A 25,107-nucleotide genomic window follows, 5' to 3' on the forward strand; every position below is an offset into this window, starting at 1 on the left:
GTCCTTACGTTATGCTTTTTCTTTTAAAAGAAAAGTATCTACAGTTTCAATTTTTTCCAAATCTTCCGTAAGATGTTTTATATCAAGCCGCTTGGGCGTGTTTATAAAAAGAAGAATTTTTGAAGGTTCTTTTTTCGATTTTGAAGTACGTATATTTGTAGATATAATCGAAACGGCATATTCGGAAAGAATATTGCTTATTTCGTTTACGGGAGGAACCATTCCCCTAAAGTAAATTTCCAAGAATTTATTTTGCCTCAAAGGGAATATCATAAGTTCAATTCTATTCATAACGGAAAGAGTTAAAAGAGAAAGCCCCGTCATCACGGCACCCATAATATAAAGGCCGCTTCCCAAAGCAAGTCCTATACCGGCAATTACCCAAATTGAAGCCGCCGTAGTTAAGCCTTTTACATTTGCGCCTATTTTTAAGATTGCACCGGCTCCCAAAAAACCCATACCTGAAACCACTTGAGCCGCAACTCTTCCGGGGTCCGCATCTTTATAGATTTGTGAAAGCCAAAGAGAGATTATCATCATTCCGCATGCACCCATACAGATGAGAATATGAGTACGAAGACCTGCAACCTGCCTTTTACCGGAACGCTCCATTCCGATACAGCAGCCTGCCAAAAAACTTAAAAGCAGACGTATAATAATTATTTTTTCGGTTAAATTGCCTGCATACATACCCTTACCTCTCCCGTCATAAAATTTGCCCTGAGGGGGACTTGAACCCCCATGCCGTGAAGCACTAGTACCTGAAACTAGCGTGTCTACCAATTCCACCATCGGGGCATGTAAATATCTATTATAACAAAAAGATAAATAAATGTCAATTGCAAGGTAAAATGCCGAAGTTTTTGTTTTGACCGAAACATCAATCTGCGGTATCCTGTTTAACAAGCAATACGAAACACCGCAGATTTTAACGTCTTTTTAAGCATTAAATTCTTTCAGTTTCCAACTGCCTGAGGTAAATATTGCGGCAATCATTAGCCAAACTATAATTAAATTGGGAAACAGCTTTTCTTTATCCAGCATTTCAACAAGCCAATATAAAGGAGAAAGAGGCGTTAACCGTTTAAGTATTACAGGGACGCTGATTATACCTATATCGTCCATTGTGAAGGAAAGAGCTAAAAAGAATAATATCATTGTAATTATAAGAATCAGTCCTGATGCCGTATTTAACTGTGAAACTTTTTTAAATATCCGTGCAAATAAAACGGCCAGCGACAATGAAAAAAAGCCGGCGGAAATTACAGTTAAAAAAATAATCCCGAGTCCTGCAATTTTTAAATTTACCGTTTTTACAAAGATAAAAAAGAAAATCATATTTATCGTTACTTGTAAAAATACAAATGCACATAATATACTTCCTACAATAGCTCTTTCCGAATTCGGACTGCTTATCGCTCTTGCAAGCATCTTGCTTTCCCTAAAGGTTACAATATCTTTTAAAATACTTGCAGAAGAAATACAAATTACATATAAAATCATAAGTGTTATCATTTTTAATACGATATTAATTATATCTACATTATTGGGACGTCTACATATTACATTCATTAAAGAAGCTGAAATTTTACTTGTATTTTTTGCAATATTCGAAGACCTTATAAAAGAATCGATAAGATAATTATTTATGTTTATATTGATAAGTTGTACAATACTATTCATACCGGTATTATCATTCGTTAATATTTCCAACTCAGGTTTTATTCGCCTATTTATTTTTTCCGAAAAATCATCGGGAATTATAATTAAGCCGATAATTTCCGACTTAGCTAAACCGTCTTTCGCTTTTGCCATATCTTCAAATAAAACACCCCCTTTTATAAATTTTTTCCACAAATCCGCTTTATCATTTACAGTATAGCCTATATTATCCATACGAACTGAAAAATCATTTTTTACGGTTTCTTTATCTTTTTCTTTAATCTTGCCGAGATTAACCGTGATAATAAATACAATCAACATCAGTACAAAAGGAGCTATAAAACCTATAAGTATATCCTTATTTTTAATTAACCGTTTTACTTGTACTGCAACCAAAATAAAAAAATTCTTCATTATTATCTCCTTTAAATTCTATCTTTTCTTAGATTCGGTAATACAAAGTCCGCAAATATAAAATACAAAACTCATCACAAATAAAAATAAAAAACTCTTTGCAATTTCAAAAGCGGAGCTTTTAAGCGCTAATGTTTTTAAAGGCAATATTATTATATTAACCAAATTGTATTCGGCCAATATGTAAGCAGACTTGTATCTCTCCTTTAAAACGGGAGTAATAATATCCATAATTATAAACCCGCCGAAAAATAAAATCGATGCCGAACCTATTACCGCATCTTTATTCCTAAAGCAATCCAAGCATTCGGCCAGGCTTCCGCAAAAGAATGAAACGATAAGCGCATAAAATAAAATAAGAAAAATATTTTGAGTAAATGCAATATTTAAAATTCTGAAAAAGAGTAAATAAATAAGTGTAATAACAAAAACATTTACCGACTGTGCCGCTACTTTAAATGTAAAAAGACTTCCACGTTTTAAAGGTAATGAGGCTAGTCTTATTTTAAAAGCGGAATCCGTTTTTTTATATGAATTGTATGCGGGTTGTATTGCAAAAGTGAAAATAATAAGTATTATATACGATATTGCGTATACACCGTAGCCGGATAAAGCAAATTCCGCTTGATAAAGTTTAATATTTGCGGCGGGCTTTATAAGCTCTTGCCGTAAAGCCTCGTATTCGGTTTTCAGTTCCGAATACAAATCGGCATTTTGTTTTGCAATATCTTCCATATTTTTAGTGATGTTATAATTTGTAATAAGCGAAGTGTTTATATTTTTTATAATTGAAGCTAAAAGTATTCCTGCCGCACTGCCGGCATTTTTAGCTTCACGTATAATAATATCGAATTCGGCATTATTTTCCGCAGCGGTTTTATATCCCTTAGGAATTATAATTTCATATTCGGGATTTTTTTCATCTTTATAATCCATTACAGTTTTTAACTTTTCAGATTGTAATGCATTTACAAAACTTAAAGACAAATCGGTTTTATCTTCATCGGTTATATGTACGGATAAAGGATTTTTTAAAGTATTCGATTTTATATTATTGTTTTTCATCGTACCTAAAAATCCTACTAAAAGCACCGGTGTAAATAAATTTAAAAAGATAAATACAAATAAATTATTTTTAATGAGGACGGCGTTAAAACGTAAAAAAGCTTTCATTTTCTTCTCCTTATTCTCTTAATTTTTTACCTGTAAGCTGTAAAAAAACTTCGCCGAGATTAAGTTCGTTGACCTTTAACATTTTAATTGAAACCGAAGAGCTTTGTACGGTTTTTATAATTTCGTCCAAATTCATTTTTTTTCGTTCGTATAAAATTTTAATAAAGTCTAAACCGTCTTCCACTTTTAATGCTCCGTCCAACAAGCTTAATTTATCGCTTAACTCGGGAAAGACCTCGCTTACTTTAATCTCAACGGTTACGGTATGGCTTGTTCTTTCTTTTACCGCATTTAAAGAGCCTGAAGCAATTTCTCTTCCTTCATCAATTATAAAAATATTTTTACAAAATTCTTCAACTTCTTCCATATAGTGGGAAGTATATAAAATTGAGGTTTCAGCTTCCCTATTGACTGTACGCAAATATTCAAAAATACTGTTCCGCGATTGAGGGTCTACGCCTACGGTAGGTTCGTCTAAAACAAGAAGGCGCGGTTTATGCATAATCGCCGCTGCAAGATTAAGCCGCCTTTTCATTCCGCTTGAAAATTTTTTAACAATTTCTTTTTTCTTATCGGAAATACCTGCAAGTTCAAGGGCTTCGCCTACTGCAAGTTTTAATTTTTTTCCGTAAAGGCCGTATAAACTTCCGAAGAATTCGAGATTATCTTTTGCGGAAATTTCTTCGCTTAATGCAATTTCTTGCGGTACAAGCCCCATAATCCGTTTTGCCTTAATCGCTTCTTTTTTAATACTATATCCGCCTATAAATACTTCACCCGAAAGAGGTTCTAAAATGCCTGTGATAATATTTATAAGTGTCGATTTTCCGGCTCCGTTAGGTCCTATTAAACCGAAGATATCGCCTTCTTCAATATCAAATGAAATATTTGTAAGTACTTGTTTTTTATCGTATTTTTTTGAAACACCTTTTACTTCAAGTATTTTCATATTTTACTCCCGCTTATAAAACTTATAAAGTATTTTAACATAAGCGTAAAAAAATAAAAGTGCCGAAAGTCATTTTTTTAAAGGAAAATAGTCATTATTTTAAGTAACCGCTCAATGTTTTAAGGCTTTGTGTATTATAAATACATTTCTTTTTGTCGGTATAGCTAATTTTTATTTTTTCTGTTATACTTACGAGCTGCAAATGAATATTAAATTTTTTTGAATTTAAAAACGATAAAACCCTTCGGCATAAGTTTTTTATGTGCCTGTTTTATGTTTTCTTTTATTTTAATATTTACTCCCCGGTTTAACTCCGTGTATTCATTTACCGTTTACAGCTCCGACGGAAAACTTTTAGGAGCCGCCGCAGCCGACGACGGGCAGTGGCGATTTCCGCAAAGCGAAGCCATACCTCAAAAATATAAGACAGCTCTTTTAACTTACGAAGATAAAAATTTTTATTTTCACTTAGGTGTTGACCCCGCCTCGGTTGTGCGGGCATTTTTTGATAACCTTTTTTCAAAACAGGTGGTATCCGGAGCTTCTACAATTACAATGCAAGTTTCGCGCCTTTCGGAAAAAAACACAAAACGCAAGTTCGTACAAAAATTAAAGGAAACGATAAAAGCTTTTTTTTTGGAATTAAAATATTCAAAAAACGATATACTTGCCGTTTATGCGGCACACGCTCCTTACGGCGGAAACGTTGTAGGGCTTGAAGCGGCTTCGCTTCGTTATTTTAAAAGAAGTGCAGGCGATTTAACTTGGGCGGAAGCCGCCGTGCTTGCGGTACTTCCCAACCAGCCGTCTCTCGTGCGTCCCGGGAAACATGCGGAGATATTAAAAGCAAAGCGCAATAAACTCCTGTATAATTTATTTTTACAAAATAAAATAGATGATGAAACTTACAACCTTTCACTTGCAGAAAATATTCCCGAAAAACCGTCCCCTCTTCCGCAGCTTGCTCCTCATTATTTGGAATTTTTAAAAGCAAAATATAAAAATAAAGCGGGCAATGAAAAACATATTACTACTTTAAATGCGGAGCTTCAGCAAACGGTTTTCAGAATTGCGGAGCAAAAATTCGAAAACTTTTCTTTAAGCGGTGTAAACAATATTGCAATTCTGATTTTAAATACCGAAACCGGAAATATTGAAAGCTATATAGGTAATACCGGATTTAATTCGGAAAAAGGGAAAAACCCGCATGTAGATATGGTTCAAGCAAAAAGAAGCTCGGGAAGTTTGTTAAAGCCTTTTTTATTTGCAGCTATGCTTGATGCCGGAATGATTTTACCGAATCAACTGATGATAGATATTCCTACCAAAATTGCAGGCTACAGTCCGCAAAACAATTCACACTCGTATTCCGGTGCAATCCCTGCAAAAGAAGCTCTTTCGTACTCGCTTAACGTCCCTTTTATAAGAGCCTTGCGGGAGTTTACAATTCCGGCTTTTTTGGATTTATTAAAGCGTTCGGGATTTACTACATTTACCCGCTCTGCAGAAGAATACGGCCTTCCTTTGATTTTAGGAGGAGGAGAAGTTACTCTTTTTGAAATTACCGAAAATTACAGAAAACTTATGCTCCGCAGTATGCGAAAAGAATGCGGGAAATTTCCGTTTTCGGAAGGAGCGTGCCGATTGACGCTTGATGTACTTGCGGAAGGAAACCGTCCCGAAGAAGAGTCGATTTGGCAGCTTTATTCGGGAGGACAAAAAATTGCATGGAAAACGGGAACAAGTTACGGTAATAAGGACGCATGGGCAATAGGAGTTACGCAAAAATACGCGGTAGGCGTTTGGTGCGGAAATGCTACGGGAGAAGGCAGACCTGAGATAATCAGTACAAAACTTGCCGCACCTATTCTCTTTGAAGTGTTTAATATTTTACCTAAAACCGAATGGCCCGTTTTAAACGGAACGGATTTTGAATCCGTTAAGGTATGTATGCACTCAGGATTTCCCGCTTCGGAATTTTGCAGTAATGTAAAAAAAACTTTAAAACCGATTAATGCGCATTCTCGAGGAGTATGCCCTTATTGCAGGGCCGTTTCTCTTACACCGGACGGAAAATTTCAAGCGTCGGCTTCGGATATAAAAGAGTTTCCCAAAATAGAAAACCGGTTTATTCTTCCCGCCGCTGCGGAATATTTTTATATGCAAACTCACCATAACTATTCTCCCTTGCCGCCCCGTCTTAAAGAAAGCCGCGCAGACTCGCAAGACGAGTTTGAAATTTTATTTCCCGAAAACGGAATAAATATTTATATCCCTACCGAATTGGACGGCTCTTCCGGAGCGCTTGTCGCCCATGCTATGCATAAAGATTCTTCGGCAATAATTTACTGGGACATAGACGGAGAATATTTGGGCAGTACGCAAACGTATCATCAAATGAAGATAAGGGTTCCAAGCGGCACGCATATTTTAACTTTAACCGATACGAGAGGAAAACAGCGTAAAAGAATGTTTAAGGTGCTTAATTAAAAAACAACAACCTCTACGCAAAGCGGCAAGGTTGTTGTTTTCAAAAGCCGGATACCGTTTACGGTTCCCGCAGTGATTAATCTTTCGCACGAATAAACAAACCGAGAAAAAACCGTAAACTTATTATCTTACAAACCGCTATAACTGTTATCCTCAGAATGCTGCGCTTTTTATGCGCGGGCAGCCTAATCGGCAGGCAATTTACCTTCAAACGCAATCTCTATAACTTCTTCAATTCTGCTTACGGAATGAAATTTAATTCCTTTTTTTACATAATCCGGAATCTCGTCCAAGTCGCGTACGTTTGCCTGCGGAATTATAATATCTTTTATTCCGTTTCGGCGGGCCGCAATGGTTTTTTCTTTTAAACCGCCTATAGCTAAAACCTGACCAGTAAGAGAAAGTTCTCCCGTCATTGCCAAATTTTGTTTTATAGTTTTCCCGGAAAAAAGTGAAAGCAATGCCGTTGCCATAGTAATACCTGCAGAAGGCCCGTCTTTCGGAGTAGCTCCTTCCGGCAAATGCAAGTGAATAATATGCCGCTCAAACCATTCAGGAGGTTTTATTTTGTTTTTTGCGGAAAACATACGCGTCCACGAAAGAGCAATACCTGCGGATTCTTTCATAACATCACCGGCCTGCCCCGTCATTTTAAATACCGGCTTACCGGGCATACTTGCAGATTCTATTAAAAGAGTATCCCCGCCCATAGAAGTCCATGCAAGCCCGATTGACGTACCGGCCTTGTCGGCTTTTTTTATATCGTCATCGCGGAAAATCGGCTTACCCAGCATTTCTTCTATAATTTCTTTTGTAACAACGATTTTTTCATCTTCTTCAATTTTGTTACCGACTATTTTTGCGGCAATTTTACGGTGAATTTTATCGATGTTCTTTTCAAAATTACGCACTCCCGCTTCGCGGGCATAAGCATTTGCAATATATAAAAGAATCTCCCGGCTAAAAGAAACCTGTTCTTTTTTTAAACCGTGATTTTTTAAACTTTTAGGGATAAGATGTTTTTTTGCAATTTGCACTTTTTCGGAATCTATATAACCTGAAAGTTTTATAACTTCAGTCCTATCCAAAAGAGGACGCGGAATGGAATCGGGTGTATTTGCCGTAAGAATAAAAACTATATTCGATAAATCAAAGGGTAAATCCAAATAATGGTCCCTGAAGTTAATATTTTGCTCAGGGTCCAAAACTTCAAGTAAGGCGCTTGAGGGGTCTCCCTGATGACTGTAACCCATCTTATCTATTTCATCAATCATAAACACGGGCGAATTTGTTTTTACCACTTTTAGACCTTGCAGAATTTTGCCGGGCATTGCGCCGATATAAGTTCTGCGGTGTCCCTTAATTTCACCCTCGTCCTTCATTCCTCCTACAGAAAAACGGAAAAAAGGTTTATTCATTGCATGAGCAATCGACATACCTACGCTTGTTTTTCCAACACCGGGAGGGCCTACCAAAAGAATAATTGAGCCTTTTGTATCGTTCTTTAATTTCCGTACAGCCAAATATTCTAAAATGCGCTCCTTCACATCGTCAAGTCCGTAATGCTCTTTATTTAAAATTTTCTCGGCCTTTTCCAAATTATAATCTTCAGGCTCGGAATTTTTCCAAGGCAGACTTAAAATAGTTTCAAGATAATTGCGTGTAACAACGTATTCCGAAGAATGAGGCTCAAGCATTTTAAATTTTTCAAATTCGGAATCAACGGCTTCTTTTACTTCACCCGTAAAATTAAATTCTTTAATAAGCTTTTCAAACTTTTCTTCTTCTTTGATTTTAGGGTCCGTTGTAATTCCCAACTCTTTTTTAATGGATTTTAATTCTTCGGTTAAAAAATATTCACGCTGATTTTTTTCTATGCGTACGTTTAAATCTTCCTGAATTTTACGTTGAACTTTAAGTAAGTCCTGTTCTTTTTTTATGTGAATAAAAACTTCTTCCATTCTTTTTTTTACGTTAAGAATTTCAAGAATTTTTTGCTGGTCTTCTTTTGAAATATTTAAAATACTGGCTGTAAAATCGGCAATTCTTCCCGGGTGATTTATGTTTGCCATATTAAGCCGCATTTCTTCAGAAAAAAGAGGATTGTTTTCGGAGATAACTTTTACTTCGCTTATTAAGGCTCTTGTAAGGGCTTCAAATTCCTTGTCTTCAGCCATCTCTTCTTCAAGATATTGCACTATTACCGTCATCGGATTTGCATCGCTTATGACTTTGCGTATTTTAAAGCGTTTTTGCGTAGCAATAAATACGTTTAAGCCGCCGTCAGGCAAATTTATTTTGCGCACGATTTTTGCAACACTGCCGATTTTATACAAATCATTGACTGAAGGGTTTTCGGTTTCTTTTTTTAAAAGACAAAGCCCTATAAAACCGTCGCCGTTATAAGCTTCTTCCAACGATTTTATATCTTCAGGACTGTTGATTAAAAACGGTGTAAATATTCCGGGGAAAATAGGCCTGCCCGCCAAAGGAAGTAAATTCAGCTTTTGCGGCATCAATTGTTCAATAGGTATAATTTCTTTTGTTTTTGCCATAGCTTAAATATCACCATTATCGATAAAAAAGTCAATCGGGGAAAAAATTATTTAAAAAAAAAGACGCTTTTTAAATAGCGTCTTAAAAAGATAGCAGGGAGAGGACTCGAACCTCCGACCTCCGGGTTATGAGCCCGACGAGCTGCCAACTGCTCTACCCTGCGATGTAGGTAAGTATTGTAACAGATAACTTTTATTATGTCAATAGCTTTTTTAAAATTGCCGGAGATTTTATATAAAAAGTAAATGCCTTTTTTTCCAAAAGGAAAAAGACTTATTATCTTACATAAAACTTAAAGGCTTGAATAAAAAAAAGGAGGGCTTTATGCTTATAAAACCCGCCTTTTTACATGCTGAAGACGGGAATTGAACCCGTACGGCATTACTGCCAAGGGATTTTAAGTCCCTAGTGTCTACCTATTCCACCACTTCAGCGATTTTGATATAATACACAAAAACAAACGGAGTGTCAATATGTTTTCGGATTCTCATGCGCATATTTTTTCCATTTTACAAAAAAACGGCGGGAACCCTTCTTTTTTAAAAGAAATGCAGGATAAAGGTTTTAAATTCTTGATGGATATAGGAACCGAACCTGGCGATTTAAAAAAAAGGCGGGAAGTTTTAGTCCGCTCATTCGGAGAAAAAATTCCTGAATTTATTCGGTTTGCGGCAGGACTTTGGCCGCACGCTTTAAGCATTGCCGAGCCTGAAAAATCCATAAAAGCTTTAAAGGCCGATATAAATACCCTCCTCGCCGAAAAACCGGAATACTGCGCCTTGGGCGAATGCGGGCTTGACAGGTATTGGAACGGACATGCTGCGGAAAACAATACGGAAGAAGAAAAAGGAACTGCGGACACTGAAGGCGAAGAATTTCTTTTTAAAGAACAGCTTAAATTCGCCCGCGAAAAAAATCTTCCCGTAATAGTTCACTCAAGGGCGGCCTTTGAGGAAACCCTTGCGTGTATAGATGAAATCGGTTATCATAAGGGAATAATACACTGTTATTCTTACGGAATTGAGGAAGCAAAAGAATTTATAAAACGCGGCTGGTATATTTCATTTTCGGGAAATATTACCTATCCTAAAAAAAATTACGATAAAGAAAAAACGGCGGAACTTATAAGGTGTGTTCCCGAAAACAGACTTCTTTTGGAAACGGACTCACCGTATCTTGCACCTTCTCCTTTTCGAGGTAAGTTAAACACTCCTCTTTTGATAGAATATGTGTATGCCGCCGTTTCGGAAATTTTAGGAAAAAATATGCAAACTCTTGCGGAACAAATTTATAACAATTGCTGTGAATGTTTTGCCGTAAAAACGGCCTAAAATAGTCAAACAATGGGAGAAAAAAAATGAAAAATTTTAAAATGCAAAAGGCTACACCTGAACTTGTAGACAAACTTATTAAACCCGTAACTTCTATTACGGGAGAGCACAGAGAAGGCTTTTTAGTAACCGCAGGCTCCGGTACCGAAAGAGAAAAGTGGAATACTATGACGGCAGGCTGGGGCGGAATAGGTTATTTATGGAATAAAATTACCGCCTGTGTTGTTATCCGTCCGACGCGTTACACTTATGAATTTGCCGAAAGAGAAGACTATATTACTCTTTCGTTTTTTGATTCGAAAGATAAAAAGATGAGAGAGGCTCTTTCGATATGCGGTACCAAATCGGGACGCGATATTGATAAGGCGGAAGTTACAGGCTTAAAACCCGTACTTTTGGAAGAAGGAGCCGTCGGGTTTGAACAGGCAAAAATAAATATTGTTTGCAGAAAACTTTACCGAAGCCGCTTTGACCCGGATTTATTTTCGGACCCGCAAATTATTATCAATGCGTATCCTAAAAGGGATTTTCACTATGTTTATATTTGCGAAATCCTTTCGATTTACACAAAGGAATAATTGCGGCAACGGTTTAACCTGCCCTTACGAAGTTTTTTAAACTTTGCAAGGGCTCCTTTAAAATTTCCCGTTTTAATTTATTTTAATCGCCGCTTCTTCCCTCTTATGTATTTCGCCGATTTGCCAGAGAGGAAGATTGCGTTTTTTAAATTCGTCTTTTATTTTTTCGGCTTCCAGTTTGCTTACGGCAAATAAAAGACCTCCCGATGTTTGAGGGTCGAACAGAATTTCTTCCATTGCAAAATCTTTTATATTAAACAAAACCTTGCCCGCCGCAAAATTGCGGTTCCGCTGTCCGCCCGCCGTAAGTAAGAATTCATTTGCAGCCTTATAAGCCTCTTTTATAAAAGGGATTTCTTTTGAATTTAAAACGGCCGTAAAATTACCGGTTACCATTTCGCTTAAATGCCCGATAAGAGCAAATCCGGTAACATCGGTACAGCTGTGAATATCGAAATTGCGCAAAACTTCCGCCGCATATTTATTTAAAGTTGTCATCGATTTTACGGCTTCGTTAAAGGCCTCTTCAGGCACTTCTCCCACACTGTAAGCCGTAGTTATAATTCCGACTCCCAGTTTTTTTGTTAAAAACAAAACATCGCCTTCTTGAGGCGTATCGTTTTTCCAAATTTTTTCAGGGTGAATTTTTCCCATAACGGAAAGTCCGTACTTGGGTTTCGGGTCATGAATGGAATGCCCGCCCGCAAGAGCTGCGCCGGCTTCTTTTATTTTTTCAGTTCCGCCGAGTAAAATTTTTTCCAAGGCGGAATACCCGCCGTCAATACCTTCTTCAGGATAGCAGACAATGTTAAGGGCGCATACGGGTTCTCCGCCCATCGCATAAACGTCGCTTAAAGCATTTGTTGCGGCAACCTGTCCGAAAATATACGGATTCGTAACCATGGGCGGAAAAAAATCCAAGGTTTGAATTATTGCAAGGTCTTCGCTCATTTTTATAACCGCGGCATCGTCCGAACTGTCGAAACCTACCAAAAGCCCCGGATAAAAGGTTTTCGGTAAACTTTTTAAAAGCCCGCTTAAAACGCCCGCTCCTATTTTGGCATTACAGCCCCCGCATACAAAAAGCGAATCTTTTTTTTCCTGCATAGTTATTCTCCTATTATATTATTTTTTATATTTATTACATTTATTACATTAAATTTAATTTTTCGTCAAGTTGGTGCATATCACAATAATGTATTTTACATTAAAATTTAATTGAAAAATTTTCGTTCTTATGCTATAATTTTTTCATGAAAACTAAAAGGACAAACGGCCTTCTTAAGGCTATAAGGTCGGCAAAATCTTATTTGACCGCCGCAATTATTGTATGTGTTATTCTTCTTTCCTATTCCTGCAAAAAAGGTGAACCGTTTCAGAGTAATGCGATGGAAGATATTGAAAGTATAAGCTATTCGGCATTAAAAAGACTTGAACCCATAAATGTTATTTTTAAAGAAGACATTGCTTATATCGAAAACCTTGAAAAAGCTTGCGTTCTTACTCCGGCGGTAAAAGGCGAGTGGAAAGCCGTAGGAGCAAAACAAATTACCTTTACACCTTCCGAAGCCTACGATTTTAACAATTCTCTTAATTTAAATTTAGATGTAGGGCTGTTGCAAAATAACAAGGCAAACATAAAAGGTCTTTCCGCCTCATTTATCATAGCCCAACCGGAATTTAAAATAACGTATGCGGATTTAATTCCCGATGAAAAGGACGATACGGTTTTTTATTTTGAAGCGACTTGTGAAACCGATATTCCCGTCAGTATTGAAACCGTCGGCAAGATTGTAAAGGCGGAACTTGAGGGAAATTCTTTAAAAGAAGAGCAACCCGTAAATATCAGTCAGGGCTCTTCGGCAAATACATATAAAATCAATATAAATAAAATTCGCCGTAAAAAATATTTTCAAAATTTAATAGTATCTTGGGACTTAAAAAGTTTGGGAGCCGATGAAGCGGGCAAAAAAGAATTTACGGTTTCTGCCGAATCCGTTTTTCAGGTAACTTCGATAACACAGGAAAACGAAAGCGAAATTTGTATCAGCTTTTCCGACCGTCTTGACGAATCTCAGGATTTACGCGGTTTTATAAATGTTACAAGCTCCGGAGGGTATACTTATTGGACGAGTATTGACGGATATAAGGTTAAGGTATTCGTACAAAATATGGTATGGCCCGACGATGCTAAAATTTCGGTCTTAGAAGGCATAAAAAATGCTAAAGGAAAAAAACTTGACCAAAAAGCCGATTTTTCGGTAAAAACCGTTTGGGAAAAACCTGCCGTGGAATTTACAGCCGGAGGAAATATCTTACCGGTTAAAGATAATGCAAGAGTACTGGTGTCCACAAAAAACATAAGCGGTCTTACGGTTGAGGCCTTTCAAATTTTCGATAAGAATATGCTTCAATATTTTCAGGTAAACAGCACTATTTCCGGAATAAACGAACTTAAAAGAGTAGGAGAACCCGTTTGGAGGCAGTCTTTCGATTTTGAGTGGAACTCTTCTATGAAAAACCGCTATGTGGTACGTTCTTTGGATATGACAAAACTTATTAAAAAATTTCCGGGCGGAATGTTTTATCTTAAAGTAAGTTTTATAAAAAAGCACAGTAAATATGAGCCTATTTCAAATACCGAAGATTTTTCCGGTTTACCTTTTCCGCGCGATGCCGTAGAGCTTGAGGGTTTTAAGGATATTGAAAGCGACTATTGGGAAAATGCGGATTTAACGAACGAGCAGCGTTATAAATTTTGGAGTATGCGGGATAATCCCATGCATCCGGCTTATTATCTTCCCTCGTACGGAGAATTTTCTACAACTTCAAAGGTAATCTTGGTTTCAAATATAGGTCTTTCGGTAAAACGCGACCGTGAAAATAAATTGTACATTGCGGCCGCCGATTTGATTTCAGCGGAACCTATGAGCGGAGTAACGGTTAAATTGTTTACGTATGCTCAAAAAGAAGCCGGAGAAGGTAAAACCGATTCTCAGGGACTTTTAATGCTTGAAAACGAAAAAGATGCATATTTTATTCAAGCTGAAAAAAACGGAGATTTTAATTGGATTACTCTCCAGTCCGATGTACTTTCCACCAGCCATTTTGAAGTTGACGGAGAAAAAAGCAAGGGCGGAATAAAGGGGTTTATTTACGGAGAACGCGGCGTTTGGCGGCCCGGTGATGATATGCATCTGGTATTTATTCTTCAAGATTCCGAAAAAAAACTGCCTGAAGACTTCCCTGTAATTTTTACGCTTGAAGACCCGCTCGGTAAAAGAACGGATTTTAAAACCCTTACTTCTTCGGTAAACGGTTTTTACAAAATAAATACTAAAACCGGAGAAAGCGATAAAACCGGTACTTGGACGGCTTATGTAACCGCAGGCGGAAAAACTTGGAGCAAGTCTTTAAAAGTTGAAGCGATTGTGCCCAATCGGCTTTTCGTAAATTTGGAACCGCAGGCGGAATTTCTTACTTCAGGAGAAAACTCCGTAAAATTAAGGGGCGAATGGCTTCACGGAGCAAAGGCATCGGATTTAAAAGCGGAAATTTCCGCACGCTATTTTTTAAACCGTACGCCGTTTGAAAAATATAAAAACTATACCTTTATAAACCCGGAATTGCAGGTTAAGTCCGGCGTAAATAAGGTATGGGAAGGCAGATTAAATTCGGAAGGCAAAACCGATATAAATCTTAACCTTTTTGCAGGCGAAAAAACTCCCGGAAAGTTAAAAGCCGTTTTTGAAACACGCATTTACGAGCCTTCCGGAGCTTTTTCCATTGAAAACAAAACATTCGATTATTCGCCGTATTCTCAATATGTGGGAATGGAAATACCCAAGAGCGACGACAAATATAGAGAAATGCTTTTTACGGGTAAAGACCGCACTTTAAACTTTGCGGTTTTAACCCCTCAAGGCAACCCCGTAAAGGGAAACACTCCGCTTACGGTAAAACTGTACAAACTTGAATGGTATTGGTGGTGGGAAACCGATTATGAAAGCGTAAATTATACCTCTTCCCGAAATACCCGCTTTATTAAAAGCTGGGATATTCAGGCGAAAAACGGAAAGGCTGATTTAAAAATTAAAGTGGACGACGGAGATTGGGGACGCTATCTTATTGCCGTTCACGATAACGAAGGAAAACACAGTTCAGCTCAAATCGTTTATTTCGATTGGGAAGGCTGGGCCAGCCGCAGAACAAATGATGAATCAAGCGATTCTATGTTAATGCTTACATCGGATAAGGCAAAATATTCCGCAGGAGATACGGCGGAAATTACCTTTCCGAGTTACGAAGGAGCCAGAGCTCTTGTAACGCTTGAAAAAAACGGAAAGGTATTAAAGCAGGAATGGATTAAAGCTTCGGGGAAAATAGCCTCATATAAGGTAAAACTGCAACCGTCAATGGCTCCGAATATTTATGTTCATATCAGCCTTATTCAGGAGCACAGTCAGACAAAAAACAGTTTACCTATACGTTTATACGGAATTGCACCTATAGCGGTCGAAGACGCAGGAACACGGTTAAAGCCCGTAATTAAAACGGCTTCTTCTTATGAGCCCAATTCCAAGGCGGCATTTACGGTAAGCGAAGAAAACGGAAAACCGATGACCTTTACGGTTGCGGTAGTAGACGAGGGGCTATTGGGACTTACAGCCTTCGGTACGCAAAACCCGTGGGATTACTTTTATAAAAAAGAATCTTCCCAGCTTTCTTCTTGGGATATTTATAATTATGTTATAGGAGCTTATTCCGGTGAAATCGAATCCTTATTGGCTGTAGGAGGAGGCGGCGGCATTGACCGAAAGGGAGTAAAAAATGCCGAAAGATTTAAACCCGTAGTATTTTTCTTCGGCCCTTATGAAATCAAGGCTAAGGAAAAAAAGCAAATCGAATTTGAAATGCCTCAATACATAGGAGCCGTGCGAATTATGGCTGTAGCGGGAAAAGACGGTGCTTACGGAATAATCGAAGAAACCGTAAAAGTAAAAAGCGATTTAATCGTTATGCCTACCCTGCCGCGGACTGTAGGAGCGGGAGAAACGGTAGAAATTCCCGTAACGGTTTTTAACGGAACAAATTCGGATAAAAATACAAAGGTTTCCTTAAAATCGGAAGGTGTTGTAAAAATTTCGGAAGAAAAACAAGTAAGGGTACCTGCCGGAGGCGATGCTACGGTTTCTTTTACCGTACAAACCGATAAAACGGGTATTGCAAAATTTTATGCCGGAGCTGAAGCGGGAGGAGTAAAACCCGCCAAGGCCGAAACGGAAATAGATGTGCTTTCAAGGGGAACCCCTTATTCTTCACTTGAACTTGTAAATGTACAAGGGGGAAAATCATGGTCAAAGGATATCTCTTTAAAGGGTGAAACCGGAACAAAAAAACTTACCGTTGAGATTTCGCAAATGCCCGCTTTAGGGCTTGAAAAAAGGCTCTCTTATTTAATCGACTATCCTTTCGGCTGTATGGAACAGATAACTTCCAAAGCCTTCCCGCAAATTTATCTTCCCTTAATGGCTGTCCTCGATGCTAAAAAAACGGAAGATGTAAAAACAAATATCCTCTCCGTTTTGGACAGATACCAAAATTATCAGCTGCGCTCCGGAGGTTTTTCCTATTGGCCCGGTGGCGGAGATGAAAGTACATGGGCGACAAATTATGCGGGACATTTTATGCTTGAAGCAAAAAAAGCCGGTTATACCGTAAACGAAACCGTTTACCAAGCATGGCTTACCCGCCAAACGGAACTTGCAAAAAACTGGTCTTCAAATTTTATAGACAGTATGGAAAACCAAGCCTACAGGCTATTTACGCTTGCACTTGCCGGAAGTCCGGATATAGGAGCTATGAACCGCCTAAAAAATATGGAAGATTCTCTTAACGAAGTTTCCAAGTCAATGCTTGCAGCTTCTTATGCCCTTTCAGGACATATAAAAACGGCAAGACTGCTTTTAGAAAAGGTTTATGAGCCTACAACGGTTTACAGATATTCAGGCAGAAACTATTCTTCAAATATCCGCGATACGGCCCTTATTTTGTCGGCTTATACTATTACGGGTGATAATAGCAGAACTTCAAACCTAATTCAAAAACTTGCAAAAGTTTCGTCAAGCGATGAATGGCTTTCCACGCAGGAAACCGCATGGCTTTTACTGTCGCTTGCACCTCATTACAAATTCGATAAATCTAAAGAAGTAAGCTGCGAAATCGTCTGCGGTACAACAACCTTTAAAGAAACAATACACGGCGCTTCAAAGATTTTTGAAATGCCTGTAGAATCGGAAACAACAAAAAATTTGAAAATAAAGAACACGGGCGGTAGTCCGCTTTATGCTGCAATAAATGTTTCAGGAAAACTGATCCCCGGCGAAGAAACGGATTTTTCTTCAAATTTGAATATTAAAGCCGATTTTTTTACGGAAGACGAAGAGAAAATAGAGCCTGAAAACTTACAGCTTGGAGCCAGATTTAAACTAAAGATTACCGTAAAAAATATATCGAACGCCGATGTCGATAATGTAGCCCTATCTCTCCCCGTCCCTACAGGTTGGGAAATGACCAATTTACGGCTGGGCACCTCTGAAGAAAGCAAAAACGAAGAAGATGAGGAAGAAGAGGATTATAGCGACGGTTCTTCCGTTAAAAAACTTTATGATTATCAGGACTTCCGCGATACCCATATTTATACTCATTTTAATTTAACCGAATCTGAAACAAAAACTTTTGAATTTATGGGTACGGTAACTTACGGCGGCTCTTATTATATCCCTGCAATTTATGCGGAAGCTATGTATGATAACGGATATAAGGCTGTAATAAAAGGAGTTAAAATTACTGCAAAACGGTAAACTTTAAAAGCCGTTCACTTGCAAGGGCAATGCCGATTAAATCCGTTTTTTAATTTAGCCGGTATTGCCCGTTTTTTTTATAAATGTAATAAATATACCGTAATTTACACAAAAAGGTAACGCCCGTTATCGTAAAGAATTTATAAAACGGTGCCGTATTGCATAAAATGTAAAAAAAATGAAAATTCGGTTGTAAATAAATCCGAAATTCACTAACCTTTTATAGAAACTGTTGTTCTATTTGTTATGTAATCAAAAAAGATTACTCTTAAAAAATTATCAATATGAGAGGTTATTTATGAAAAACAAGATATACTTTTTAAGTATGCTTATCGTAATCTGTTTGCCGCTTATTATTTCAAGCTGCAATACCGGAAGGGATTCCGGATACTTTAAGGTAACTTTCAGTGTAAAAGGCGACGGCTGTACGGTAAAAGCGGTTGCCAACAATAAAGAAATTAAGTCGGGAGACTCCGTAAAATCGGGAACAACCGTAACGTTTACCGCTACTCTTGAAGCGGGTTATAAAGGAGTCAGATGGAATTTCGGAGGAGGCCCTGTTGTAGAAACTACAGAAGCTGAAAATAAAACTCTTACACTTACCGTTACCGCCGATACAACCGTAACGGCCGAGGCTATAGTAAAAAGATAAAAATTTGCAAGGTTTTTAAAAGATAACAACTTTTAAAAGCCTTTTTTTTTACATTAAATTAAAATTTTCCCGTAATTTTATCTTTTAGCGCTACCCGTTTCGCCTTATTTAAACTGCAAAAATTAATATAAATTTTCATGCAATGCTGACAAAATTCCGATATTCTGTTATATTTAACGGTATAAAAATTAAATTTTTAAAGAATTTTAAAATCTTTTTTATACAATAAAATTATAAGCTATTTAATATATGGAGAATAAATGAATGCGGGAATAGGAATTGCGGATTTGGTCTTTTCGGCTCTTTTAATATTTTTTTATAATAAAGGTTACTATCCGCGGCTTTATAGCGGAATTTTTTTCCAAAGCAGCCGTTATAGTAGGCGGTCTTGTTGCGGTTTTATTTTATAAACTTTTTACTCCGATAATCTCCGGTTTAATGGGACCGCAAGCACTTTCCGCAGTTATAGCTTTTTTAATTTTATTTTTGGCAACATACCTTGTTATAAAACTTATAGAACTTCTTTTAGGCTCACTTTTTTCCAATCAATCTTTAAAAAGCTTGGATAGAGCTTTAGGTTTTTTTTTAGGCCTTATAGAAGGACTTCTTTTAATTGCGGTTTTGCTTATGCTTATACACCTTCAACCCGTAGTAAATCCAGCTAAACTGTTGGACGGAAGCATATTTGCGAAAATTCTTTCACCGTTTATTTTCAATTGGAATTCCGTATTTTAAAATTTAAGGAGAAATTTAAATTGTTTGAAAATTTAATTAACCAGCCTGCCGCAAAAATGCTCACGGAAGATATAAGACGGAACAAACTGCCTCCTTCAATACTATTTTCGGGAAATGTATGTTCCGGCAAACTGACCGCCGCATTGGAGCTTGCCCGCTCGGTTTGCTGCGAAACGGACGGAAATTGGCAATGTACCTGCTCTTCCTGTTTGCGGCAAAAAGAACTTATTTCCCCTGATGTACTTATACTGGGAGCAAGAGACCATACTCTTGAAATAAACGCAGCGGCAAAAACTTTTTTAAATAATATTACGCTGCCTTCAAGATATTTATTTTTACGCTCAATTAGAAAACTTACCTGTCGCTTCGACGCCCGTCTTTGGGATACCGATGAACAGCGTTTTTTAAAAGCGGCTCCGCTTGTTGCGGAAATTGAAGAAGCCGTTTCGGAACTTACCTCAATACCGATAGAAAATCTTGAAAGCGGGTTTTTAACGAAAAAATTTCGTTTTTAATTGAAAAAAGCGAAAAACTTCAAGAAGAGTGTATGTATGACAGCATTCCCATAAATCAAGTGCGTAAGGCCTCTTCATGGGTACGTTTAATGCCTACAGGCTCAAAAAAAGTATTGATTATAGAAAATGCCGATAAAATGCAGGAAGGTGCCAGAAACGCATTTTTAAAAATACTTGAAGAACCACCTTCATATTCCGTTTTTGTTTTAACTACAGCTCATCGCGGAGCTATTATGCCTACAATTTTATCCCGTGTACGCACATATAATTTTATAGAACGGGACGAAGCTTCTCAGGAAGAGGTTATAAGGCGGGTGTTTAAGGGAGATATCCAAAAACCGGAAGCCGCCGCTAAATTTAATCTTTTAAGCTCGTATCTTTACGGATTTTTACCTGTAGAATTTCAAACAATTAAAACGGCGGCAGCTCTTTTTTACGAATTTGTTTTTATGCTCATAGATAGAGAAAATAAAATTCTTCCTCATGCCCTATATAATGCCGTAACAAAATATAAGGCGGAAAATACTTACGGCGACTTCAAAAAAGAAATAAGCTCAATAGTTTCCATGTTGAATAAATTTAAGCCTCATACAATTTATATTTTATTTTTAAATGCGCTTTTATCGTTTTTAGGAAACGGTTTAAAAGATTGTGAATGTACGGCTTTTGAAACGGAAACGTATTTTAAAATTACGCAGCTTATAAAAACTTCCGAAACTTCCGTCGACATTTTTAATATTTCTCCGCAGGCCGCTTTGGAAAATTTGGCCGAGCAAATTAAGGAGGCTGCCGTATGAGAGAATTTATGAGAAGGGCAATACAAAAATCTCAAAGTATGAACGAAGTTCAATTAAAGAATTTCGTAAAATTGCTTATAGAAGAATATTCTCTTTTAGACGCTGTAATGGATTCCATCAGCGACGGAGTAATTGTAGCCTCTCCGAACAATAAAATAGTAACCGCCAACAGGGCGGCGGAACGTATTTTAGCAAATCCGCTAACCGAAAGTCAGGAAAAAAAATGTTTGGGAATATATAGAAGAAGAACAAATCGGTAAATTTATTGCAGGAGCTATACAAAATGAATCCGGCGAAATTACCGAAGAGTTTCATTTAATTTCCGCAGATAAACCCAAATATATTGAAGTATCGGTATTACCTCTTGTAAAAGAAAAAAAAATAATGGGAACCATTATTTTAATTGCAGACGTTACCGAAAAACGCAATGAAGAAATAAAAAACCGCCGTTTGGAGAGTTTAGCCAGCCTTACAAATGTGGCGGCTGCCGTTGCACACGAAATAAAAAACCCCCTTGCGGCAATAAGTATACACTTACAATTATTAAAAAAGAATTTTACGGCTTGTAATTTATCCGTAAACCGAAAAGCTCAAAAACATATAAATGTAATTGAAGAAGAAATTGAAAGGCTTAATAAAATAGTCGTCGATTTTTTATTTTCCGTAAGGCCTCTTAAATTGGAATTTACCCCGGTAGATGTAAATATAATTTTAAAGAATTTATACGAAACTTTTTTTGAAGAATTTTCCGATAAGGGAATTGCATTTTCACTTGATTTAAAAGACGGATTACCCTTAATTCAGGGAGATGAAAGGTTTTTGCGGCAGGCGTTTATGAATGTTATTACAAATGCAAGTGCCGCAATGCCGGAAGGCGGTTTTTTGGATATTACAACAAAACTTAATCAGGAAACGATTGTAATTTCGATTTCCGATTCCGGATATGGAATTTTGCCTGAAAATTTAAATAAAATTTTCGAACCCTATTTTACTACAAAACAGGACGGAACCGGTTTGGGCCTTACAATGGTCTATAAAGTTATAAAAGAACACGGCGGAGACGTGCATGTTTATTCCGATTACGGTATAGGTACAACTTTTAAATTTATGCTGCCTATGGTACGAAAGGGACGCCCGCTTATGATACGCGATACAAGCGGCTCTTAAAAAATGTAAAAAAAAATTTGACCCGTTTTGTAAAATTAAGTATATTATTTACAATAGGAGTTTATTTTATGGAACAAGTAATGAATATGCCTTTATTAGGCGATGATTTTCCTCAATTGAGTGTTGCAACGACACATGGACCGATGAATATTCCTGGCGACCTGAAAGGAAGCTGGTTTGTGCTTTTCAGCCATCCTGCCGATTTTACACCGGTTTGTACCACGGAATTTGTTGCTTTTCAAAACCTTTTACCCGAATTCGAAAAAATCGGTGTAAAACTGGTAGGTCTTTCAATTGACCAAGTTCAAAGCCATTTAAAATGGATTGAATGGATTAAGGAAAAATTGGGAGTTGAAATCACATTCCCCGTTATTGCCGCAAATGATTCAATTGCAAACAAACTGGGACTTTTACACCCCGGAAAAGGAACGAATACGGTCAGAGCTGTGTTTATAGTTGACCCTAAAGGAAAACTGAGACTTGTTATTTATTATCCGCAAGAAGTAGGCCGCAATATGAAAGAAATTCTACGTGCCGCCAAAGTTCTGCAAATTTCGGATAATAACGGCGTTGCGGTACCTGCCGATTGGCCCGAAAACGGTCTTATCAAAGACAGGGTAATCGTACCGCCCCCCGGAAGCAAAGAAATAGCCGATAAACGTCTTAAAGAGTACGAAGGCTATGACTTCTGGTTCTGCCACAAACCGCTTAAATAAGGCGGAAGGCAAAGTAAGCGGAGAACCGTTTTAAACGCCCCGCTTATCTTCGGACTTGTAAAACTACAAAATAGGCAGGTATTCTTTACCTGCCTTTTCTTTTTATTTATAAAAACGGTTTAAAATATTAAAGGCTTAAGTTTAAAAGTTATAAAACTATTTTTACAGGGCAATGGTCCGAACCTGTAATGTCTTTTAAAATAATCGATTCCTTTATTTTAGCAACAAATTCATCATTTACGCAAGCGTAATCTATCCGCCACCCTATATTTTTTTCTCTGGCCTTAAAGCGGTAGCTCCACCAAGTATAATTTTCAGGCTCTTTGCAAAAATGCCTGAAGGTATCGGTATAGCCCGAAGTTGTAAATTTATCCATCCATTCCCGCTCTTCGGGAAGATAACCGGGATTTTTTTCATTGGCTTTCGGATTAGCCAAATCTATAGGCTTATGGGCAATATTATAATCGCCGCAAAGCACTATATTTTTTCCGTTTTTCTTAAGTGAATTACAAAATTCCAGCATAGCCGAGCAAAAATCCAATTTATACCCGAGCCTTGCTCCGCCGTCCTGAGAATTGGGAAAGTATGCTGAAATAACCGAAAATTTTTCAAAATCGGCAACAAGCACTCTTCCTTCATCATCAAATTCGCTTAAACCCATAGTTCGCACCGAAAGAGGTTCTTTTTTAGAAAAAATTGCGGTTCCGGAATAACCGGCTTTTTTTGCGGCGGCCCAATATGTAAAATATTTCCCCGAAGGCAAATCCGCCTCCGTTAATTCCGATGAAAGCTGCTCTTTTCGGGCCTTTGTTTCTTGAATACAAAGAATATCGGGATTTTCGGTATTAAGCCAATCCAAAAAACCTTTTTTTTCTACGGCTCTTATCCCGTTTACATTCCATGAAACTATAGATGTCATTATAAATTCTCCTTTTAAAGTTTCGATAAAATTTCCGTGCGGTCTTCAAAAATTGCAACCGTATGTTCCATATGGCATGATACGGAATTATCCGCCGTTATCACAGTCCAGCCGTCTTCTTTTACCTTAACGTCCGCAGTACCCATGTTAATCATCGGCTCAATCGCCACTACCATTCCGGCACGTAAACGCGGATTGGGACGCATTTTTTCAACTACATTCGGAATACTGGGGTCTTCGTGTACGCCCAAACCTACTCCGTGCCCGCAATATTCGTATACCACGCCGTAATTATGAGCCGACGCTAAATTATAAACCGCCTTTGAAATATCGGAAACCCTGTTTCCCGCTTTGCAGGCTTCAATTCCCGCATAAAGACACTTCGTTGTAATTTCCAAAAGTTTCAGCTTGTCCTTACTTACATTTCCTATAGGATATGTTACGCAGGCATCGCTTATGTAGCCGTTTAAGTCTATTCCTATATCCATTGAAACCAAATCTCCGTCTTTTACAACCCTCTTGCCGGGCAATCCGTGAATAACTTCTTCGTTTATAGAAATACAGGCGGCTCCGGGAAAACCTTCCGAATACCATGCAGGCTTTCCGCCTATTTTTTTAATATAAGCGGTACAAAAATCATCCAATTCTTTTGTCGTTTTTCCCGGCACAATTACCGGTTTTAATTCTTCAAAAAGCCTTGCCAAGGCCTTACACGATTTTCTAATCCCGTCTATTTGTTCGGGCGTTTTTATAATAATCATAATTACTCCAATTACCGGAATTACCGTTTATTTTTTTTACTTTCGGCCAACTTAGGGCTTAACCTTACGGCTTCGCGGAAGCTGATATCCGCCCTGTGTTTATCGCCGAGTTTATTATATATTTCGGCTAATCGCCGATGAATGTTAGCCTTATCGGAATTTTTTAAGCCGAAATCCAAAGCGGCCTCATAACAGTCCGCAGCCAAATCGTCTTCTACATAGCGGTGAAGTTTATCCCGCAAAATGGAATTTATTAAAATCATTACTTCGGGAAAAAAATGTTTAAAATAAGGTTTTTGTTTTTCCAAATGAAAAATTTCTTCAAAAAGCAAAAACGCTTCATAATATTCTCCGCGCAAATAAAGCTCTTCTGCAAGAACAAAACCGCAATCCATAAAATCTTCGCGGTTAAAATATTTCGAAAGATAAAACCCTCGAGCTTCGGAACGCCTTGTATTATATTCCTCAACGGCCTCGCTTTCAAGACCGTGGAACAAATCGAAAAAAATCAGCTTTGCACGGCTTTCGTAGTCGCTGCGTTTTAAAAGCCAAAAGCGATAATCGAAACTTTCAGCTTGTGATTTTTTTGTAAAAAAGTTAGAATCTTCCGAAAAGTTTTCGCCTAAACTTTTTTCTTTTAAAATATTTTGATAAGCACATAAAAGAAGACGCATTTCGGCTTCCGACTTTTCTTTTTGTGCCGCCGTCAATACCGCATTTAAATCGGGGTGAAGAAGTTTTGCCTTTTTTCTAAATGCGGTTTTTACTTCGGCAATTGACGAGCCGGGCGTTACCCCGAGAATAATATAATAATCGCTTTGTTTCATAT

The 25,107-nt window shown here is 37.6% G+C and carries 20 protein-coding genes and 3 tRNA genes; 11 read left to right on the forward strand and 12 right to left on the reverse strand.

All coding sequences use genetic code 11. The features are described from left to right. Nucleotides 1-9: 9 nt before the first annotated feature. The 5 genes from DYQ05_RS12230 to DYQ05_RS12250 all read right to left on the reverse strand — a co-directional run bounded on the left by DYQ05_RS12230 (nucleotide 10) and on the right by DYQ05_RS12250 (nucleotide 4,198). Nucleotides 10-690, reverse strand: coding sequence for an MgtC/SapB family protein (locus DYQ05_RS12230; protein ID WP_024467842.1), 681 nt, complete (start codon nucleotides 688-690; stop codon nucleotides 10-12). Nucleotides 691-716: 26 nt separating this feature from the next. Further along, a tRNA-Leu gene (locus DYQ05_RS12235) sits at nucleotides 717-798 on the reverse strand. Between the two features lie 141 nt (nucleotides 799-939). Then, nucleotides 940-2,076, reverse strand: coding sequence for an ABC transporter permease (locus tag DYQ05_RS12240; RefSeq protein ID WP_206183514.1), 1,137 nt, complete (start codon nucleotides 2,074-2,076; stop codon nucleotides 940-942). A gap of 18 nt (nucleotides 2,077-2,094) precedes the next feature. Further along, complete coding sequence (locus tag DYQ05_RS12245) at nucleotides 2,095-3,249, reverse strand: ABC transporter permease (protein ID WP_206183515.1); 1,155 nt, start codon at nucleotides 3,247-3,249, stop codon at nucleotides 2,095-2,097. A 10-nt stretch (nucleotides 3,250-3,259) separates the two neighbouring features. Beyond that, the gene (locus DYQ05_RS12250) at nucleotides 3,260-4,198 is read right to left on the reverse strand and encodes an ABC transporter ATP-binding protein (protein ID WP_029410029.1); all 939 of its coding nucleotides are present in this window, start codon (nucleotides 4,196-4,198) and stop codon (nucleotides 3,260-3,262) included. A 273-nt stretch (nucleotides 4,199-4,471) separates the two neighbouring features. Between DYQ05_RS12250 and pbpC the strand changes: the two genes are divergently transcribed. Then, entirely contained in the window at nucleotides 4,472-6,688 is a 2,217-nt protein-coding gene (gene pbpC / locus DYQ05_RS12255) for a penicillin-binding protein 1C (RefSeq protein WP_206184152.1), read from the forward strand. Between the two features lie 185 nt (nucleotides 6,689-6,873). On the opposite strand, the gene lon is transcribed toward pbpC, so the two are convergent. From lon to DYQ05_RS12270, 3 genes are all read right to left on the reverse strand, one after another. Beyond that, entirely contained in the window at nucleotides 6,874-9,243 is a 2,370-nt protein-coding gene (gene lon, locus DYQ05_RS12260) for an endopeptidase La (protein WP_020966348.1), read from the reverse strand. Nucleotides 9,244-9,334: 91 nt separating this feature from the next. Beyond that, nucleotides 9,335-9,407, reverse strand: a tRNA-Met gene (locus DYQ05_RS12265). A gap of 187 nt (nucleotides 9,408-9,594) precedes the next feature. Next, a tRNA-Leu gene (locus DYQ05_RS12270) sits at nucleotides 9,595-9,678 on the reverse strand. Between the two features lie 39 nt (nucleotides 9,679-9,717). On the opposite strand from DYQ05_RS12270, the gene DYQ05_RS12275 reads away from it, so the two are divergent. Together DYQ05_RS12275 and DYQ05_RS12280 are read left to right on the forward strand one after the other, a co-directional pair. Next, complete coding sequence (locus DYQ05_RS12275; protein ID WP_020966349.1) at nucleotides 9,718-10,575, forward strand: TatD family hydrolase; 858 nt, start codon at nucleotides 9,718-9,720, stop codon at nucleotides 10,573-10,575. A gap of 26 nt (nucleotides 10,576-10,601) precedes the next feature. Beyond that, complete coding sequence (locus DYQ05_RS12280) at nucleotides 10,602-11,153, forward strand: hypothetical protein (protein WP_024466394.1); 552 nt, start codon at nucleotides 10,602-10,604, stop codon at nucleotides 11,151-11,153. A 72-nt stretch (nucleotides 11,154-11,225) separates the two neighbouring features. Here DYQ05_RS12280 and selD read toward each other — a convergent pair whose 3' ends face one another. After that, on the reverse strand, nucleotides 11,226-12,260 hold the full coding sequence (gene selD, locus DYQ05_RS12285) for a selenide, water dikinase SelD (RefSeq protein WP_029410418.1): 1,035 nt from the start codon (nucleotides 12,258-12,260) through the stop codon (nucleotides 11,226-11,228). Nucleotides 12,261-12,406: 146 nt separating this feature from the next. Here selD and DYQ05_RS12290 point away from each other — a divergent pair, with 146 nt between their 5' ends. The 8 genes from DYQ05_RS12290 to DYQ05_RS12315 all read left to right on the forward strand — a co-directional run bounded on the left by DYQ05_RS12290 (nucleotide 12,407) and on the right by DYQ05_RS12315 (nucleotide 22,598). Continuing rightward, nucleotides 12,407-18,016 (forward strand): alpha-2-macroglobulin family protein, encoded by a 5,610-nt coding sequence (locus DYQ05_RS12290; RefSeq protein WP_206183516.1) that lies wholly within the window; start codon nucleotides 12,407-12,409, stop codon nucleotides 18,014-18,016. 298 nt (nucleotides 18,017-18,314) lie between these two features. Further along, a complete protein-coding gene (locus tag DYQ05_RS12295) occupies nucleotides 18,315-18,668 on the forward strand; it encodes an InlB B-repeat-containing protein (RefSeq protein WP_206183517.1) in 354 nt (117 codons plus the stop codon). Nucleotides 18,669-19,013: 345 nt separating this feature from the next. Then, nucleotides 19,014-19,403 (forward strand): CvpA family protein, encoded by a 390-nt coding sequence (locus DYQ05_RS12300; RefSeq protein ID WP_252723569.1) that lies wholly within the window; start codon nucleotides 19,014-19,016, stop codon nucleotides 19,401-19,403. Nucleotides 19,404-19,423: 20 nt separating this feature from the next. Beyond that, a complete protein-coding gene (locus DYQ05_RS14215; RefSeq protein ID WP_252723392.1) occupies nucleotides 19,424-19,918 on the forward strand; it encodes a DNA polymerase III delta subunit-related protein in 495 nt (164 codons plus the stop codon). A 32-nt stretch (nucleotides 19,919-19,950) separates the two neighbouring features. Next, a complete protein-coding gene (locus tag DYQ05_RS14220) occupies nucleotides 19,951-20,715 on the forward strand; it encodes a DNA polymerase III delta subunit-related protein (protein WP_252723393.1) in 765 nt (254 codons plus the stop codon). Then, nucleotides 20,712-20,975, forward strand: a complete 264-nt coding sequence (locus DYQ05_RS14225; protein WP_252723394.1) for a PAS domain-containing protein — start codon at nucleotides 20,712-20,714, stop codon at nucleotides 20,973-20,975. Before DYQ05_RS14220 ends, DYQ05_RS14225 begins: the two co-directional genes overlap by 4 nt. Nucleotides 20,976-21,099: 124 nt before the next feature. After that, the gene (locus tag DYQ05_RS12310; protein WP_252723395.1) at nucleotides 21,100-21,882 is read left to right on the forward strand and encodes a two-component system sensor histidine kinase NtrB; all 783 of its coding nucleotides are present in this window, start codon (nucleotides 21,100-21,102) and stop codon (nucleotides 21,880-21,882) included. 68 nt (nucleotides 21,883-21,950) lie between these two features. Further along, on the forward strand, nucleotides 21,951-22,598 hold the full coding sequence (locus DYQ05_RS12315; protein WP_024465593.1) for a peroxiredoxin: 648 nt from the start codon (nucleotides 21,951-21,953) through the stop codon (nucleotides 22,596-22,598). A 148-nt stretch (nucleotides 22,599-22,746) separates the two neighbouring features. Here the strand turns inward: DYQ05_RS12315 and DYQ05_RS12320 are convergent, their stop codons facing one another. From DYQ05_RS12320 to DYQ05_RS12330, 3 genes are read right to left on the reverse strand one after another with little or no spacing between them, the layout of a single operon-like run. Then, nucleotides 22,747-23,517 (reverse strand): exodeoxyribonuclease III, encoded by a 771-nt coding sequence (locus tag DYQ05_RS12320; protein WP_024466389.1) that lies wholly within the window; start codon nucleotides 23,515-23,517, stop codon nucleotides 22,747-22,749. A 14-nt stretch (nucleotides 23,518-23,531) separates the two neighbouring features. Further along, entirely contained in the window at nucleotides 23,532-24,278 is a 747-nt protein-coding gene (gene map / locus DYQ05_RS12325) for a type I methionyl aminopeptidase (RefSeq protein ID WP_020966359.1), read from the reverse strand. A gap of 20 nt (nucleotides 24,279-24,298) precedes the next feature. Continuing rightward, a complete protein-coding gene (locus DYQ05_RS12330; RefSeq protein ID WP_206183518.1) occupies nucleotides 24,299-25,105 on the reverse strand; it encodes a J domain-containing protein in 807 nt (268 codons plus the stop codon). Nucleotides 25,106-25,107: the final 2 nt, after the last annotated feature.

The organism is Treponema pedis, from assembly GCF_017161325.1.
In the GTDB taxonomy this organism is placed as follows: Bacteria; Spirochaetota; Spirochaetia; order Treponematales; family Treponemataceae; genus Treponema_B; species Treponema_B pedis.

What these genes read in the sequence shown, in the direction of transcription:
- map (WP_020966359.1), bottom strand. Translation starts at nt 24,278, where the DNA reads ATGATTATTATAAAAACGCCCGAACAAATAGACGGGATTAGAAAATCG.
- DYQ05_RS12290 (WP_206183516.1), top strand. Translation starts at nt 12,407, where the DNA reads ATGAAAACTAAAAGGACAAACGGCCTTCTTAAGGCTATAAGGTCGGCA.
- DYQ05_RS12315 (WP_024465593.1), top strand. Translation starts at nt 21,951, where the DNA reads ATGGAACAAGTAATGAATATGCCTTTATTAGGCGATGATTTTCCTCAA.
- DYQ05_RS12295 (WP_206183517.1), top strand. Translation starts at nt 18,315, where the DNA reads ATGAAAAACAAGATATACTTTTTAAGTATGCTTATCGTAATCTGTTTG.
- DYQ05_RS12310 (WP_252723395.1), top strand. Translation starts at nt 21,100, where the DNA reads ATGGGAACCATTATTTTAATTGCAGACGTTACCGAAAAACGCAATGAA.
- DYQ05_RS12280 (WP_024466394.1), top strand. Translation starts at nt 10,602, where the DNA reads ATGAAAAATTTTAAAATGCAAAAGGCTACACCTGAACTTGTAGACAAA.
- DYQ05_RS14220 (WP_252723393.1), top strand. Translation starts at nt 19,951, where the DNA reads ATGTATGACAGCATTCCCATAAATCAAGTGCGTAAGGCCTCTTCATGG.
- DYQ05_RS12240 (WP_206183514.1), bottom strand. Translation starts at nt 2,076, where the DNA reads ATGAAGAATTTTTTTATTTTGGTTGCAGTACAAGTAAAACGGTTAATT.
- DYQ05_RS12230 (WP_024467842.1), bottom strand. Translation starts at nt 690, where the DNA reads ATGTATGCAGGCAATTTAACCGAAAAAATAATTATTATACGTCTGCTT.
- DYQ05_RS12250 (WP_029410029.1), bottom strand. Translation starts at nt 4,198, where the DNA reads ATGAAAATACTTGAAGTAAAAGGTGTTTCAAAAAAATACGATAAAAAA.
- DYQ05_RS12245 (WP_206183515.1), bottom strand. Translation starts at nt 3,249, where the DNA reads ATGAAAGCTTTTTTACGTTTTAACGCCGTCCTCATTAAAAATAATTTA.
- pbpC (WP_206184152.1), top strand. Translation starts at nt 4,472, where the DNA reads ATGTTTTCTTTTATTTTAATATTTACTCCCCGGTTTAACTCCGTGTAT.
- lon (WP_020966348.1), bottom strand. Translation starts at nt 9,243, where the DNA reads ATGGCAAAAACAAAAGAAATTATACCTATTGAACAATTGATGCCGCAA.
- DYQ05_RS14225 (WP_252723394.1), top strand. Translation starts at nt 20,712, where the DNA reads ATGAGAGAATTTATGAGAAGGGCAATACAAAAATCTCAAAGTATGAAC.
- DYQ05_RS12275 (WP_020966349.1), top strand. Translation starts at nt 9,718, where the DNA reads ATGTTTTCGGATTCTCATGCGCATATTTTTTCCATTTTACAAAAAAAC.
- selD (WP_029410418.1), bottom strand. Translation starts at nt 12,260, where the DNA reads ATGCAGGAAAAAAAAGATTCGCTTTTTGTATGCGGGGGCTGTAATGCC.
- DYQ05_RS12330 (WP_206183518.1), bottom strand. Translation starts at nt 25,105, where the DNA reads ATGAAACAAAGCGATTATTATATTATTCTCGGGGTAACGCCCGGCTCG.
- DYQ05_RS12320 (WP_024466389.1), bottom strand. Translation starts at nt 23,517, where the DNA reads ATGACATCTATAGTTTCATGGAATGTAAACGGGATAAGAGCCGTAGAA.